Source organism: Neisseria sp. HMSC068C12, assembly GCF_001814095.1.
Lineage (GTDB): Bacteria > Pseudomonadota > Gammaproteobacteria > Burkholderiales > Neisseriaceae > Neisseria > Neisseria perflava.
In genome coordinates this window covers 139348-152704 of the sequence record NZ_KV814829.1, presented here as the reverse complement: position 1 = coordinate 152704, position 13357 = coordinate 139348, and the positions used below count along the sequence as shown (strand labels likewise).

General features: G+C 51.0%; 16 protein-coding genes. 6 read left to right on the top strand and 10 right to left on the bottom strand.

Annotated elements, in window-relative coordinates; genetic code table 11:
• Nucleotides 1–8: 8 nt before the first annotated feature.
• From HMPREF2952_RS10340 to HMPREF2952_RS10325, 4 genes are read right to left on the bottom strand one after another with little or no spacing between them, the layout of a single operon-like run.
• A complete protein-coding gene (locus HMPREF2952_RS10340; protein WP_003680823.1) occupies nt 9–257 on the bottom strand; it encodes an acyl carrier protein in 249 nt (82 codons plus the stop codon).
• Nucleotides 258–269: 12 nt separating this feature from the next.
• On the bottom strand, nt 270–530 hold the full coding sequence (locus tag HMPREF2952_RS10335; RefSeq protein ID WP_003680822.1) for a phosphopantetheine-binding protein: 261 nt from the start codon (nt 528–530) through the stop codon (nt 270–272).
• Complete coding sequence (locus tag HMPREF2952_RS10330) at nt 527–1285, bottom strand: lysophospholipid acyltransferase family protein (protein ID WP_070695649.1); 759 nt, start codon at nt 1283–1285, stop codon at nt 527–529. The genes HMPREF2952_RS10335 and HMPREF2952_RS10330 overlap by 4 nt, the downstream gene beginning before the upstream one ends.
• The gene (locus HMPREF2952_RS10325; protein ID WP_070695648.1) at nt 1282–2043 is read right to left on the bottom strand and encodes a beta-ketoacyl synthase chain length factor; all 762 of its coding nucleotides are present in this window, start codon (nt 2041–2043) and stop codon (nt 1282–1284) included. Before HMPREF2952_RS10325 ends, HMPREF2952_RS10330 begins: the two co-directional genes overlap by 4 nt.
• A gap of 110 nt (nt 2044–2153) precedes the next feature.
• On the opposite strand from HMPREF2952_RS10325, the gene HMPREF2952_RS10320 reads away from it, so the two are divergent.
• From HMPREF2952_RS10320 to HMPREF2952_RS10310, 3 genes are all read left to right on the top strand, one after another.
• Nucleotides 2154–2642, top strand: a complete 489-nt coding sequence (locus tag HMPREF2952_RS10320; protein WP_141754823.1) for a hotdog family protein — start codon at nt 2154–2156, stop codon at nt 2640–2642.
• Between the two features lie 65 nt (nt 2643–2707).
• On the top strand, nt 2708–3436 hold the full coding sequence (gene fabG / locus HMPREF2952_RS10315) for a 3-oxoacyl-ACP reductase FabG (protein ID WP_070695646.1): 729 nt from the start codon (nt 2708–2710) through the stop codon (nt 3434–3436).
• Nucleotides 3430–4665 carry a beta-ketoacyl-ACP synthase gene (locus tag HMPREF2952_RS10310; RefSeq protein ID WP_070695645.1) on the top strand — a complete coding sequence of 412 codons (1236 nt, stop codon included), beginning with the start codon at nt 3430–3432 and terminating at the stop codon, nt 4663–4665. The genes fabG and HMPREF2952_RS10310 overlap by 7 nt, the downstream gene beginning before the upstream one ends.
• A 94-nt stretch (nt 4666–4759) precedes the next feature.
• Here the strand turns inward: HMPREF2952_RS10310 and HMPREF2952_RS10305 are convergent, their stop codons facing one another.
• From HMPREF2952_RS10305 to rluD, 6 genes are all read right to left on the bottom strand, one after another.
• A complete protein-coding gene (locus tag HMPREF2952_RS10305) occupies nt 4760–5284 on the bottom strand; it encodes an RDD family protein (protein WP_070695644.1) in 525 nt (174 codons plus the stop codon).
• Between the two features lie 91 nt (nt 5285–5375).
• Nucleotides 5376–5795, bottom strand: coding sequence for a hypothetical protein (locus HMPREF2952_RS10300; RefSeq protein WP_070695643.1), 420 nt, complete (start codon nt 5793–5795; stop codon nt 5376–5378).
• A gap of 147 nt (nt 5796–5942) precedes the next feature.
• The gene (holA, locus tag HMPREF2952_RS10295) at nt 5943–6944 is read right to left on the bottom strand and encodes a DNA polymerase III subunit delta (RefSeq protein ID WP_070695642.1); all 1002 of its coding nucleotides are present in this window, start codon (nt 6942–6944) and stop codon (nt 5943–5945) included.
• Complete coding sequence (lptE, locus tag HMPREF2952_RS10290) at nt 6944–7423, bottom strand: LPS-assembly lipoprotein LptE (RefSeq protein WP_070695641.1); 480 nt, start codon at nt 7421–7423, stop codon at nt 6944–6946. The genes holA and lptE overlap by 1 nt, the downstream gene beginning before the upstream one ends.
• Nucleotides 7424–7543: 120 nt before the next feature.
• Nucleotides 7544–8314, bottom strand: a complete 771-nt coding sequence (gene pgeF / locus HMPREF2952_RS10285) for a peptidoglycan editing factor PgeF (protein WP_070695640.1) — start codon at nt 8312–8314, stop codon at nt 7544–7546.
• Nucleotides 8315–8396: 82 nt separating this feature from the next.
• A complete protein-coding gene (rluD, locus tag HMPREF2952_RS10280) occupies nt 8397–9521 on the bottom strand; it encodes a 23S rRNA pseudouridine(1911/1915/1917) synthase RluD (RefSeq protein ID WP_070695639.1) in 1125 nt (374 codons plus the stop codon).
• Between rluD and HMPREF2952_RS10275 the strand changes: the two genes are divergently transcribed.
• The 3 genes from HMPREF2952_RS10275 to HMPREF2952_RS10265 all read left to right on the top strand — a co-directional run bounded on the left by HMPREF2952_RS10275 (nt 9520) and on the right by HMPREF2952_RS10265 (nt 13145).
• Nucleotides 9520–10323: an outer membrane protein assembly factor BamD gene (locus tag HMPREF2952_RS10275; RefSeq protein WP_003680807.1), complete on the top strand. Its 804-nt coding sequence runs from the start codon at nt 9520–9522 to the stop codon at nt 10321–10323. The genes rluD and HMPREF2952_RS10275 overlap by 2 nt on opposite strands.
• A 322-nt stretch (nt 10324–10645) precedes the next feature.
• Nucleotides 10646–11803, top strand: a complete 1158-nt coding sequence (locus HMPREF2952_RS10270) for an ATP phosphoribosyltransferase regulatory subunit (protein ID WP_070695638.1) — start codon at nt 10646–10648, stop codon at nt 11801–11803.
• A 43-nt stretch (nt 11804–11846) separates the two neighbouring features.
• The gene (locus tag HMPREF2952_RS10265; protein WP_049336775.1) at nt 11847–13145 is read left to right on the top strand and encodes an adenylosuccinate synthase; all 1299 of its coding nucleotides are present in this window, start codon (nt 11847–11849) and stop codon (nt 13143–13145) included.
• Nucleotides 13146–13357: the final 212 nt, after the last annotated feature.

Here is a 13357-nt window from a genome sequence, read left to right as displayed (position 1 = left end):
AAGCGTAATCAGGAATCTTGTTGTACTTTCAAAACTGCTTGAACCACGTCTTCTACGGTACGCACATTGCGGAAGTCTTCGGCTTGCAGTTTGCGGCCGGTTTCGCGTTTGATGTGGTCGATAAGGTCGATGGCGTCGATGCTGTCGATTTCCAAATCTTCGTAGAGGTTGGTTTCGGGTTTGATGCGTTCCGGCTCGATTTCAAACAGGTTAACCAGTGCATCGGTCAGCAGGGTGCGTACTTCTTGTTCGGTCATCTTCTCTCTCCCTTATGCTTGGCGGCTCTTGACGAACTCGGCCAGAGTTTTGACGTTGGCGAAGTTTTCGCGCAGGTTGTCGTTTTCACCGTCGAGCTGGAAACCGAAGGTTTTTTGTACAGCCAAACCAAGTTCCAATGCATCAACCGAATCCAGGCCCAGGCCGTCGTCGCCGAAAAGCGGATCTTCGCTGCCGATGTCGGCAACGGTAATGTCTTCCAAGCCCAAGCTGTCGATGATTAATTGTTTGATTTGGTTTTCTAAATTGCTCATGTGGTTTTCCTTGTAAAATAGTCTTGCAGGTATTCGTTTAAACGGCGTGCCGCGATGGGCAGGGGTTTTTCTGCCAGCCATTCTTCCGGCAGGATGTCGTCGCCGACGGTAATTTCATAATGAATTTTTTGTGGCGGGATTTTGTACCACGGCTGCCCCTTTTTAAAATTGGGCGGCGTCATCTTGATGCACACGGGCGTGATGACTGATGCGCTGCGCAAACCGAGCGATACGGCGCCGCGGTGCATTTTAACCTGTCCGTCCCAACCTGTGCGCGTGCCTTCGGGGAAAATCAGCAGACTTTGCCCGCTTTTGAACACGGCATCGATTTCTTCCAGCATTTCCATGCTTTCATCGTTGGGGATGTAGCCGGAAGCGATAATCTGGCTTTTCATGCTGGGGTTGTGCAACAGGTCTTTTTTAACCAGTACGTTCGGCTCGGAATAATGGCTGATCAGCAAGACGACATCCAAAAGCGAGGGATGGTTGGCAAGAATGAGCTGACCGGGTTTGCCGAGTTTTTCCAAGCCGTTGAAACGGACGCTCAATACGCCCGACCATTGCAGGTAGCCGACGAAGAAACGCCAAACTTTGCCTATCATGCGTCTTGCTTCAAGTTGGCGTTTGATGTCGCCTTTGGTCGATTTTAGCGTATAGGGCAAAAGTGCGATTTTGAACAATACGCCTGCAACGCCGAAGAGGATGAAGCCGAAGAGTGTAGCAAAAAAGCGACGGAAATAGTCTAAAGTCTTCATGCGTTTTTCTGCCAGTGCCAGTTTCTACCGATATAGTGTTGAGTATGTTGTCGGCCGTCTGAAAGCAGGAAGCGTATCCACTCCAAGCTGCTCCAATAGGGCTCGACTGTTGTATCGTTAGGATTTTCAGACGGCCTTGCGGCTGTGGTTTCCAAGCTTAAGGTATAGTCTTCGCCTTTGGTAATGACCAGTGCCAATGCATAGGCAAACGGTGCACGTGTAGCCAAGACGGGATAGTCTTCGGATAACGGATCATCGGCGACAATTACTAAAACAGACGGTGCACCGTCTTGCAAAAGCGCGAATGCCTCGGTCAACGCGGTTTCAAAGGAGTCGGCGGCAACGGCCAACGCGGTATGTTCGCTCATGTCTTTGCGCAACATCGACCATTGCCCAATCGTTGCGTTGTGGACGGACAGGCCGAATGAGGTCGGGGATACGGTATGCGTGTTCAAAAGCTCTTGCCATAATTCAAAGCTGCGGTTGCTTTCGCCGTCGTGCGAAACGTAAACCGGTACGCTTTCGGGATATTGGTCAGCCAGATTCCATGCGGCATCACAAACCAAGCGTGCCGCTTTACCCAAGCGGCGGCGTTGCATAGGCGGCAAAAAGGAGAGCGCGGGTTTGCACTCCGGCAGGGAGGTGGTATCGAGTTTTCCCTGCGCCCAGTCCTGCCATTGCTCCGGCGTACTGATTTTGCTGGAGGAGGCCTGCCATGCGGCGATATTGAAGCTGAAACGGCAAACGTTTTGAGGCATGATGTCTTTCAATGTTTTACATTTTCATACATTGTAATGAAATGAGTTAGTAAAAGCTAGGCTCTGTTATAATGCATATTGTAACGTAATTTATTCCCGGATGACATTTTATGCCTTCAATACCGAGTGCCCCGATTTATGATGTGGCTTCGCTGCTTCCGCACAGCGGACATATGGTGCTTATCGACTGTGTGAAAGAATTTGGCGATGACTATACGGTTTGCCGTGCGCCGGTTGGCGATAAGCATATTTTGCTGCAGGACGGCGTGTTGCCGTCTATGGCTTATATGGAATTGATGGCGCAGGGCATAGGCGCGTTTGCAGGCATTGAGGCTTTAAAGGCCGGAGAGCCTGTCCGTTTGGGTTTTTTATTGGGAACGCGTAAGCTGGATTTGTTTGCCGATTCAGTGCCTGTCGGTATTGAGTTGGAAGTCAGGGCGCATGTGTCCATTCAGGATTTGGGCGGCATGGGCGTATTTGATTGCGAGTTGCGCTGGACGGATGCGCCGGAAGATGTGAAGCATCTGTTGCCGCCGGACGGTTTGCTGGCAAAAGCCTCTTTAAATGTGTACAGTCCGAAAGACGGTCAAATCATTTAAACCGTTTACAAGGCCGTCTGAAAAGACAAAGATTCAGACGGCCTGTCGATATAGTGAGAAAACGTATGAGTGAAACTATTTTAATTACAGGGTCTAATCGCGGTATCGGCAAAGCCGTCGCACTTGGTTTGGCGCAGGACGGCTTTGATATTGTCGTCCACTGCCGCAGCCGCCGCGATGAAGCGGAAGCTGTCGCGGAAGAAATCCGTGCATTGGGTAGAAATGCGCGCGTGTTGCAGTTTGACGTATCTGACCGTGAAGCCTGCCGTGAAATTTTGATTGCCGACATTGAGGTAAACGGCACATATTACGGCGTGGTGTTGAATGCCGGCCTGACGCGCGACAATGCGTTTCCTGCGTTTACTGATGATGATTGGGACTTGGTGCTGCGTACCAATTTGGACGGTTTTTATAATGTGTTGCACCCTTTGACCATGCCGATGATCCGCCGCCGCAAAGCAGGACGGATTGTGTGCATGGCATCGGTGTCCGGTTTGACGGGCAACCGCGGTCAGGTCAATTACAGCGCGTCCAAAGCGGGCCTAATCGGCGCAGCAAAAGCCTTGGCAGTTGAGTTGGCAAAACGCAAAATTACCGTCAACTGTGTGGCGCCGGGTCTTATCGATACCGATATTATCGATGAGAACGTGCCTGTCGAAGAAATCTTAAAGGCCATCCCTGCCGCGCGTATGGGATTGCCCGAGGAAGTGGCGCATGCGGTGCGCTTTTTGATGGATGAAAAAGCGGCGTACATTACGCGCCAAGTGATTGCTGTGAACGGAGGTTTGTGTTGAATACCAGAAGAGTCGTAGTAACAGGTATCGGCGGTATTACCGCCTTCGGCCGTGATTGGCAAAGTATTCAGACGGCCTTTAAAGCCGAAAAAAACGCGGTCAAATACATGGACTGGAGTGGACGCTTTCCTGAATTGGAAGCGCAACTGGGTGCGCCGATTGAAGGCTATTCTCCTCCCGAACACTGGACGCGCAAGCAGCTTAGAAGCATGGGTCGCGTATCGCATTTGTGTGTTGATGCAGCGGAACAAGCCTTGACGGATGCAGGCTTGCTGGGTGATGAAAGCATTACAGACGGCCGTATGGGCGTAGCGTGCGGTTCGTCTGTCGGCAGCACCAAGGACATCGGCGATATGGGCGAACTTTTGATAACAGGCACATCGCGCAATTTCAACGCCAATACTTATGTGCGTATGATGCCGCATACGACTGCCGCCAATATCGGTATTTTCTTCGGCTTGAAAGGCCGCATTATCCCGACCTCGAGCGCGTGTTCTTCGGGTAGCCAAGGCATTGGTTATGCTTACGAAGCGATTAAATACGGCCTGATTGATATGATGCTGGCCGGCGGCGGCGAAGAATTTTGTCCGTCTGAAGTTTATGTTTTCGATTCACTTTATGCCGCCAGCCGCCGCAACGGCGAACCTGAGCTGACGCCGCGCCCTTACGACAACGCTCGAGACGGCTTGGTCATCGGCGAAGGCGCAGGCATTTTCGTATTGGAAGAATTGGAACACGCCCGTGCGCGCGGTGCAAAAATCTATGCCGAGCTTGTCGGCTATGGTGCCAACAGCGACGGCAGCCACGTTACCCAGCCGCAAAAAGAAACCATGCAAAAATGTATGGAGCTTGCGCTGAAAGACGCCGGTATTACGCCTGATATAGTCGGCTATGTCAGCGGCCACGGTACGGCGACCGAAAAAGGCGATATTGCCGAAACATTGGCTACTGAGGCGGTGTTTGGTTTTGTGCCTATGAGTTCGCAAAAAAGCTATCTCGGCCATACACTCGGCGCGTGCGGCGCGTTGGAAGCCTGGTTTACCATCGAAATGATGAACAGCGGCTGGTTTGCGCCGACTGTTAATTTGGAAAACATCGATCCGCGTTGCGGCAAGGTGGATTACATCCAAACTGGCGGACGCGAGATTCAAACCAATTATGTGGTCAGCAATAACTTTGCTTTTGGCGGCGTCAATACTTCGCTGGTGTTCAAACGTTGGCAAGAATAATCATCGCTTGATGTTATGATTAAAGGCCGTCTGAAACGTATCTTGAGTTTCAGACGGCCTTTATTTCATTTAGAGCTTGAGCCGCTTTTGGATTTTATTCATTTGTTTTCTTCTGACTCAAATCCACCAGCCTTGTTCCGGCCAAGAAGTCGTAGAGGAACTGGCGGTCGGGATGGAACAGGGCGAAGCCCCATGGCAGGATGAGCCAAATGAGCGCGGCACCGAATGCGCCTTTAGGCGGGATATTGAGCAGATGGCGCAATCCGGCGTAGGCAAATAGAGGAATGAAAACAATAAAAATGCTAGCCCAAATAAAGCGCAGGCGCAGTTGTGGTAGGGGCGGTTGGGTATCGTTTTTATCGGCTAAACCGATCTTCCATGTCTGCATGGCGAGGGTTTGGCCTTTTTTGTCCCAGTTGGCGCGGAAGTAGAGCCACCATGCGTAGAACAGAATCAGACAGGTTGTCAGCATGGACAGGCGCGTGGAAATTGGATTGAGAAAGATGGCGACAATACCGGCTGCAAGGGCGGCAATGCTGGTCACGGCGCCGGTCAGTAGAAGTTCGTAAACCAGTGCGGCGAGGCGGCGTTTGAGTGGGGCGGTAGGAAGACGGGTCATAATGCGATGGAAACGGAAATGGGTTTGATGGAAATAAAAACAGGCCGTCTGAAACGGGATAGGATGTTCAGACGGCCTGTTACTGTCAGGATTAACGATGTGGACGTTTTTGACCGCGTGCCTGTTGGGCAGCCATTTGGTTCATTTCCTGACGGGTCGGACGTTTTTTGAAGATGGCGTGCGCTTCGTCAACGGAACATTTTTGTGACAAGCAAACCAAGGTAATTGCGTCTTTTTGATGTTGGCCGCCGCTGTGGTACATACGGCGCAGGTTGGCTTCGTTGATACGGCCTTTTTCCGGATCGATGTCGAATTTTTTCAGGCGCTCGAGGAATTGGCGTTGCTGACGGCGTGAAGTCCAAACGAAACCGCCTGCGGCAGCGGCTACGATGATGGCGGCCAACAGGATGGCGAGCGGCCATGAGTCGACGATCAGAACGATGATGAGGCTTAATACGGCAGTGGTCAGCAGGGCCAGACCGCCGATGCGAAGTTTGGTTTTATTATCCATATGGTTGGTGTTTCCTTGTTTTTTGCTGGAAGAGGCCGTCTGAAATGCGAGGTTCAGACGGCCTGAATTTGAGTTTACGCTATTTTACAGTATTTTCTGTTTTTGGGGCGTATTGCGTGCAAGTTTCTTGACGCGTGGAAACGGTTTTTAGGCGGCCAGCGAAGTAACGAGTTGTTTGAACTCGGTCCATGCATCGCCTTCTTCCGCGCCTTTGATGATGCGGTCGATTTTGGCGCAGGTTTTGAGCGCGTCGAGCAGGCGGTTGATGGAAATGCGTTTGGCCGCCATCGGTGCAAGGGTCTGCTTGTCGCCCCATAAACGCAGGCTGTTGCGCAGGCTTTGGATGTTTTGTCCCTGCTTGAGTGCGGCAGTCAGGCGGATTAGGGTGCGGATGTCTTCGGAAACCGCCCACAACAGCAAAACCGGCTCTTCGCCTTCTTCTTCCAAACCGTCCAGCAAACGGGAAACGCGCAGGGCATCGCCTTTCATCCATGCGCCCGCCAGTTGGAATACGTCGAAGCGGGCGACGGTGGCAACCGCGGCCTCTGCGTCGGCAATATTGATCAAATGGCCTTGAGGATGGAGCAGGGCGAGTTTTTCGATTTCCTGACGGGCGGCCAAAAGATTGCCTTCGACGCGCTCGGCAAAAAGGGCGAGTGCTTCAGGTTCGATATCCAAACCCTGCTGTTTCAGACGGCCCTGTATCCATTGCGGCAAAGCATGTGGCGCAACGGCTTTGGCTTCTAAGACGATGCCTTTGCCTGCCAATGCGGAAAACCATTTGGACTGTATTTGCGCTTTTTCAAGCTTGGGCAGGAGGATAAGCGTAACCGTATCTTCGGGCAGGCGTTCGGCGAAGGTTTGCAGGGCATCGCCTCCGTTTTTGCCGGGTTTGCCGTTGGGAATGTGGATTTCCAGTAGTTTCAAATCTGCAAACAAACCTGCGCTGCCGGCACTTTGCAACAGCTCGTTCCAGTCAAAATTGTTTTCGGCGGTATAGACTTCGCGGTTGAGATAACCTTGTTTTTTTGCGGCTGCGCGCAGCGTATCCAAAGCCTCGATGCGCAACAAATCCTCTTCGCCGTGAATAATGTACAACGGTTTGAGCGGCGTATCGGGGCGCAGGCTCTCAATGGGCGCGGCAGCCATTATTGCGCCTTCAGAAAAGTCAGGCGGCGGACGATTTGATCTGCGGCGTCAATGCGCATTTCAGACCAAATGGTTTCTTCCTCTTCCTGTTTACCCAAAACTTCGCTGTCGGCGTAGTCCATGGTGCGGTGAACCTTAATTTCCAGCGGTTCGCCAACCGGCTCGCCGTTGCGGAAGGCTTGGGCTTTGACGGTCATGGCCAGCAGGTATTCGTTGATTGCGGCGGCGCGGGTGATGGTGTAGATATCGCGGCGTTTTTGAAAGTCGACAACGCGCAGGGTGATTTGTGATTCGGCTTCGCTAACCGGATGACCGTCGGCACGGCGTAAGGCATTTTCCAGCGCTTTTTGCATGACGGCTCCGCCTTCTACATGCCAGTTTTGATAAGGCAGCGGCTGAGAAGTCACGCCTGTGCCTTTCAGGTGGAAACCGCAAGAGGCAAGCAATAGGGCGAGTGCAGGCAATAGGATTTTTTTCATTGGATATTCCTTCGTTGAAACCGGTTACGGTATCGTCGGATTATAACGAATAATGTTTAGGCCGTCTGAAACCGTAAACGGAAAGTCTTTCAGACGGCCTTGTCTTTGATGGCGAAAATCTTATTTTTCCAACCAAATCAGGCTGACCATGCGGCCGGTTTGTCCGTCGCGGCGGTAGGAGAAGAAAGTATCGCGCTCCAAGACAGTGCAATGGGTGCCGCCATAAATCATGTTCACGCCTTCGCGGTGCAGAACCATGCGCGCCAAAGCGTAAATGTCGGCAAGGTATTTGCCGCCGCCGATGTCTTCAAACGCATCTGCAGCTTCTGGCATGGGTGTGCAAAACGCATCAAATACATCTTGTCCCACCTCAAACGCATCAGGGCCGATGGCAGGGGCGAGATAGGCCATGATTTCCAACGGCTCGACATTCATTGCTGCAATAGTGTTTTGCAAAACGCCACCGGCCAAACCGCGCCAACCTGCATGAGCTGCTGCAACGACTGTCCCTGCTTTGTCGCAAAACAAGACAGGCAGGCAATCGGCAGTCATCGAAGCGCAAGCGACTGTTCCCGTTGTATCCACCGAGGCATCAGCGTCGGGTGTATTTCCTAACGCTTCGACGGCATTTACAACAATGGTGCTGTGGATTTGATTGAGGTAGGCAACGGGCAGGCCGACTTGTTCCTGTACGATTTCGCGGTTGCGGAGCACGGCTTCCAGATTGTCGCCGACGTGCGAACCGACATTCAGGCTGCGGTATACGCCTTCGCTGACACCGCCGTTGCGCGTGGTAATAAGCGTTTTAACATTGGCAGGAGCAGACCAGTCGGCAGTTAAAAAATTTTTGCCTTGCGGGGTGAGGTTTAGGGTATCTGTGATGGTTTTCATAATCTTTGAGTCGCTGAAATATTGGAACGGATTGATTTCAGACGGCCTCAAAATAATATTTTAGGCCGTCTGAAAAATGGATTTAATCCCTCACATAAACCACTTCGACATCGTAGTCGTCTTCATTCCAATCGTCGTCATCGTCCATGCCGAATTTCTCTTGCCATTCTTCCTCGTTGCTTAGGGACGAATCCAAACCGGCTTCCAGACGCAGGACGGAAAGCAGGTGGTACATATCGTCAGGCATAGGCGCTTCAAAGGAAACGGTTTCGCCGGTTTTCGGGTGTACAAAGCTCAAGCGGTAGGCATGCAGGGCTTGGCGCGCGCCGAGGGCTTTGATGGCTTCTTTAACCGCATCGCTGCATGGATGGCGCAGGTTGCCGTAAACAGGATCGGCGGCCAGCGGATGGTTGGCTTCGCGCATATGAACGCGGATTTGGTGGGTGCGGCCGGTTTCGAGCGAGCATTCGATGTAGCTGTGCGCCAGATAACGTTCCAACACTTTGACGTGGGAAATGGCAGGTTTGCCGCCAAATTTGACGACTGCCATTTTCAGGCGGTTGTGTGGATCGCGGCCGATTTGGGTTTCAATTTTGCCGTCGAAAGGAACAATGCCGTTGGCGACTGCACGGTAAATGCGTTTGACTGTGCGCTCTTGAAGTTGTTGAACCAGTGAGTTTTGCGCCGGCAGGGTTTTAGCGACCACCATCAGACCGCTGGTTTCTTTGTCCAAACGGTGTACGATACCCGCACGCGGCACTTGGCTTAATTCGGGACAGTGCGCCAACAGGCCGTTGAGCAGGGTGCCGCTCCAGTTGCCTGCGGCAGGATGGACGACCAATCCGGCCGGTTTGTTGATGACGATGACGGTATCGTCTTCGTAAATAATGTCCAAATCCATCGGTTCGGGCGTGAACGCGAGGTTTTCTTCGCTCGGACGTACCGTAACGGCAATCAATTCACCGCCTATCATTTTATCTTTGGGTTGCGCGGGCTTATCGTTTACAATGACTGCACCCTCTTTAATCCACGAACTCAGGCGGTTGCGCGAGTAGTCGGGCATGAGTTTGGCCAATACGGCATCCAGCCTTCCGCCCGCCATTTCGAGCGGAACGGTCAAATTAACACAACTTTCTGTTTCAGGGGATGACGGAAAGTCTAAATCATCGCTATAATCGGCTTCGTTATCAAAGGAAGTATTCTGCATGAAAAAAATTCTTTTAGTAGTTTCTTTAGGTTTGGCACTGAGTGCCTGCGCAAATAAAGGCACAATCGATAAAGACGCCCAAATTACTCAAGATTGGAGTGTGGAAAAGCTTTATGCCGAAGCGCAAGACGAGTTGAACAGCAACAATTATACGCGAGCTGTCAAGTTATACGAAATTTTAGAATCCCGTTTTCCAAACGGCCGCTATGCCCAGCAGTCCCAGTTGGATACGGCGTATGCCTATTATAAAGACGATGAGCCGGAAAAAGCCTTGGCTGCCATTGCGCGCTTCCAACGCCATCATCCGCAACATCCGAATATGGACTACGCGCTGTACTTGAAAGGTTTGGTCCTGTTTAACGAAGACCAGTCTTTCTTGAACAAGCTGGCTTCCCAAGACTGGTCCGACCGCGACCCGAAAGCCAACCGCGATGCTTATCAGGCGTTTGCCGAGTTGGTTCAACGTTATCCAAACAGCAAATACGCTGCCGATGCAACCGAGCGTATGGCCAAACTGGTGGACGCTTTGGGTGGTAACGAAATATCTGTGGCGCGTTATTACATGAAACGCGGTGCTTATGTCGCAGCGGCCAACCGTGCGCAAAAAATCGTTAGCCGTTACCAAAATACCCGTTACGTCGAAGAAGCTTTGGCGATGATGGAATTGGCATACAAAAAACTGGACAAGCCGCAACTGGCTGCCGATACACGCCGTGTTTTGGAAACCAACTTCCCGCAAAGCCCGTTCTTGCAACACGAATGGCGATCTGACGATATGCCTTGGTGGCGTTACTGGCGTTAAGCATCGGGTTGTTTAGGCATGAATAAGGCCGTCTGAAAACGATGCAGCTATGCATTTGGTTTTCAGACGGCCTTTGTTTTTAATGTTTTTTTACGCTCTCTGTAAACAGGGTGCAAAATTCGTTTTAATATGGTAAAGTCTGATTTTAATAACTCGACGGTTTGAAGCCGTTACTCAGGGGCTGTTTAAATTTAAAATCAGTTTTGTTGAAGCCGCATCGGATTTGCCGTTGATGCATTCAGGAAAATTTCAGTCGTCAGGCTGATTTGGTTTTAAATTTAAGCAGCCCTTTATGTTTACAAAAAAACAGAGGTAGATTCTCATGAAGTCTTGGCAGCTTCCTGAACACGTTGCCGACGTGTTACCGACCAATGCCCGACAACTGGAAAGCGCCCGTGAGCGGCTGTTGGCTTTGTTCCGCGTGCATGGTTATGAATTGGTGCAACCGCCATTGATGGAATACAGCCATTCCTTATTGACGCATATCGATGCCGGTTTGTCTTTGAAAACCATTTTGGTCGTCGATCAGCTCAGCGGCCGCCAGCTCGGTATCCGTGCGGATATTACGCCGCAGGTGGCGCGCATTGATGCCCACTTGCTTTCCGCCAATCAAGGCATCAACCGTTTATGCTATGCCGGTTCGGTGCTTCATGCGCGGCCTGACGGATTGCTCAATATGCGCGAGCCTTTGCAGGCAGGTGCGGAAATGTACGGCTTGGAAGGCATTGAAGCGGATATTGAATTGATTGATTTGATGCTGAAAAGCATGAAGATTGCCGATATGGGCGAAGTTTTGCTTTCATTAGGCCATATCGGCGTATTCCGTTCTTTAGCAAATGCCGCGCATTTAGATGAGCAGCAATCGGCAACCCTGCTGTCATCGATGCAGGACAAAGATGCCGAGGTTGTCAGCCAGTTGGTTAAAGAGTGGAAACTTGACGGTATGTGGGCAAAAGCGTTTTCATTGTTGCCCCGACTGTACGGTGGTCGTGAAGTGCTGACTGTGGCTCGTGAGAAATTACCGGAATTGTCCGCAGTCAGTGCGGCCTTGGATGAATTGCAGGCAGTATGCGATGCGTTCACAAATCAAAAAGTGCATATAGATTTGTCGGAACTGCGCGTTGACAATTACCACACCGGTTTGCTTTACGCGGCTTATGGTTCAAACCGTCATGATGCCGTGGCACGTGGCGGCCGTTATGACGGATTGGGCGGATACTTCGGACGAGCGCGTCCTGCAGCCGGATTCAGTTTTGATTTGCGCAGCTTCATCGGCCGCCTTCCTGCTATCGGACGGGAATCCGTGGTGGCTGTTGATGTAAAAGACATGCCCGCAGCTCAAGAAGCGGTAGATGCTTTGCGCGAACAAGGACAATGTGTCGTTATCGATTACGGTATCGGCTATAACGGTTCGGAAGAGGTTACAGGCCGTCTGAAACAGGTAGACGGCGTTTGGAAAGTAATCGCTTTGAACGATTGAGTTTTATTTTGAAATTTTGTATCTGAAATAAGGTTAGATGGCTATGGCTAAAAATGTTGTCGTAATCGGTGCCCAATGGGGTGATGAAGGCAAAGGTAAGATTGTTGACTGGCTGGCGGAAGAAACCAGCGGTGTAGTACGTTTCCAAGGCGGCCACAATGCCGGCCATACTTTGGTCGTCGGTGGCAAAAAAACCATTTTGCGCCTGATTCCAAGCGGCATTTTGCACGAGACTTTGGACTGCTTCATCGGCTCAGGCGTTGTCGTTTCTCCTGAAGCATTGTTGGGTGAAATCGATGAATTGAACGCTGCCGGTGTGAAAAACGTCGAAGGCCGTCTGAAAATTGCGCCAACCTGCCCATTGATTCTGCCTTACCACATTGCGCTTGACCAAGCACGCGAAGCTTCCCGCGGTAAAAGCAAAATTGGTACAACCGGTCGCGGCATCGGCCCAGCCTATGAAGATAAAGTTGCCCGTCGCGCGATTCGCGTGGTGGACTTGTTGCACCCTGAAAAACTGGTTGAAAAACTGGAAGCTGTTTTGGCTTATTACAATGTTCAGTTGCAACACCTGCACAATGCCGAGCCGGTAAAAGTTGAAGATGTGATGGCGGTCATTGAAAAAGTTGCACCGCGCATTACGCCGATGATTACCGATGTTTCCCGTGTTTTGAACGAGAAAAACCGCAAAGGCGAAAGCCTGTTGTTTGAAGGCGCACAAGGTACGTTGCTGGACATCGACTACGGTACTTATCCGTTTGTAACTTCGTCCAACTGCTTGGCAGGTGCCGCTTCTGCCGGTGCAGGCGTGGGCCCGCAAATGCAGGATTACGTTTTGGGTATCGTTAAAGCCTATACCACCCGCGTGGGTTCCGGCCCATTCCCGACTGAATTGTTTGACGAAGTGGGCGCAGGCTTGGCTGAACGCGGCCATGAGTTCGGCTCCGTAACCGGTCGTGCGCGTCGTTGTGGCTGGTTTGACGCAGCTGCTCTGAAACGCTCTATTCAAGTTAACGGCATTTCCGGCATGTGCATTACCAAGCTGGACGTGATGGATGGTATTGAGAATATCAATATCTGTGTAGGTTATGAATTGCCTGATGGCAGCAAAACCGACATTCTGCCTTGCGGCTCCGATGCGGTAGAAACCTGCAAACCGATTTATGAAACCATGCCGGGTTGGAGCGAGTCGACTTTCGGTGTGAAAGAGTACGACAAGCTGCCTGAAAACGCTAAAGCTTATCTGAAACGTATTGAAGAAGTGTGCGGTGCGCCTGTGGCCATTGTTTCAACCGGTCCTGACCGTGAAGAAACCATTGTTTTGCATCATCCGTTTGCTTAATTGATTAAGTGAATAAAAGGCCGTCTGAAAATTCAGACGGCCTTTTATATAAAATGCAATAAAAACTCAGCCCTGAAGAACACCTGTCTTCAGGGCTGAATTTTGTATTTTACGCTGTTTTTAAGTACGAATGTTTGGAAAGTGAGATGTAGTGCCAAGTAACAATTATTCTCATTGACGTAAATCAAGAAAAACCAAATCTGTAATTTTAT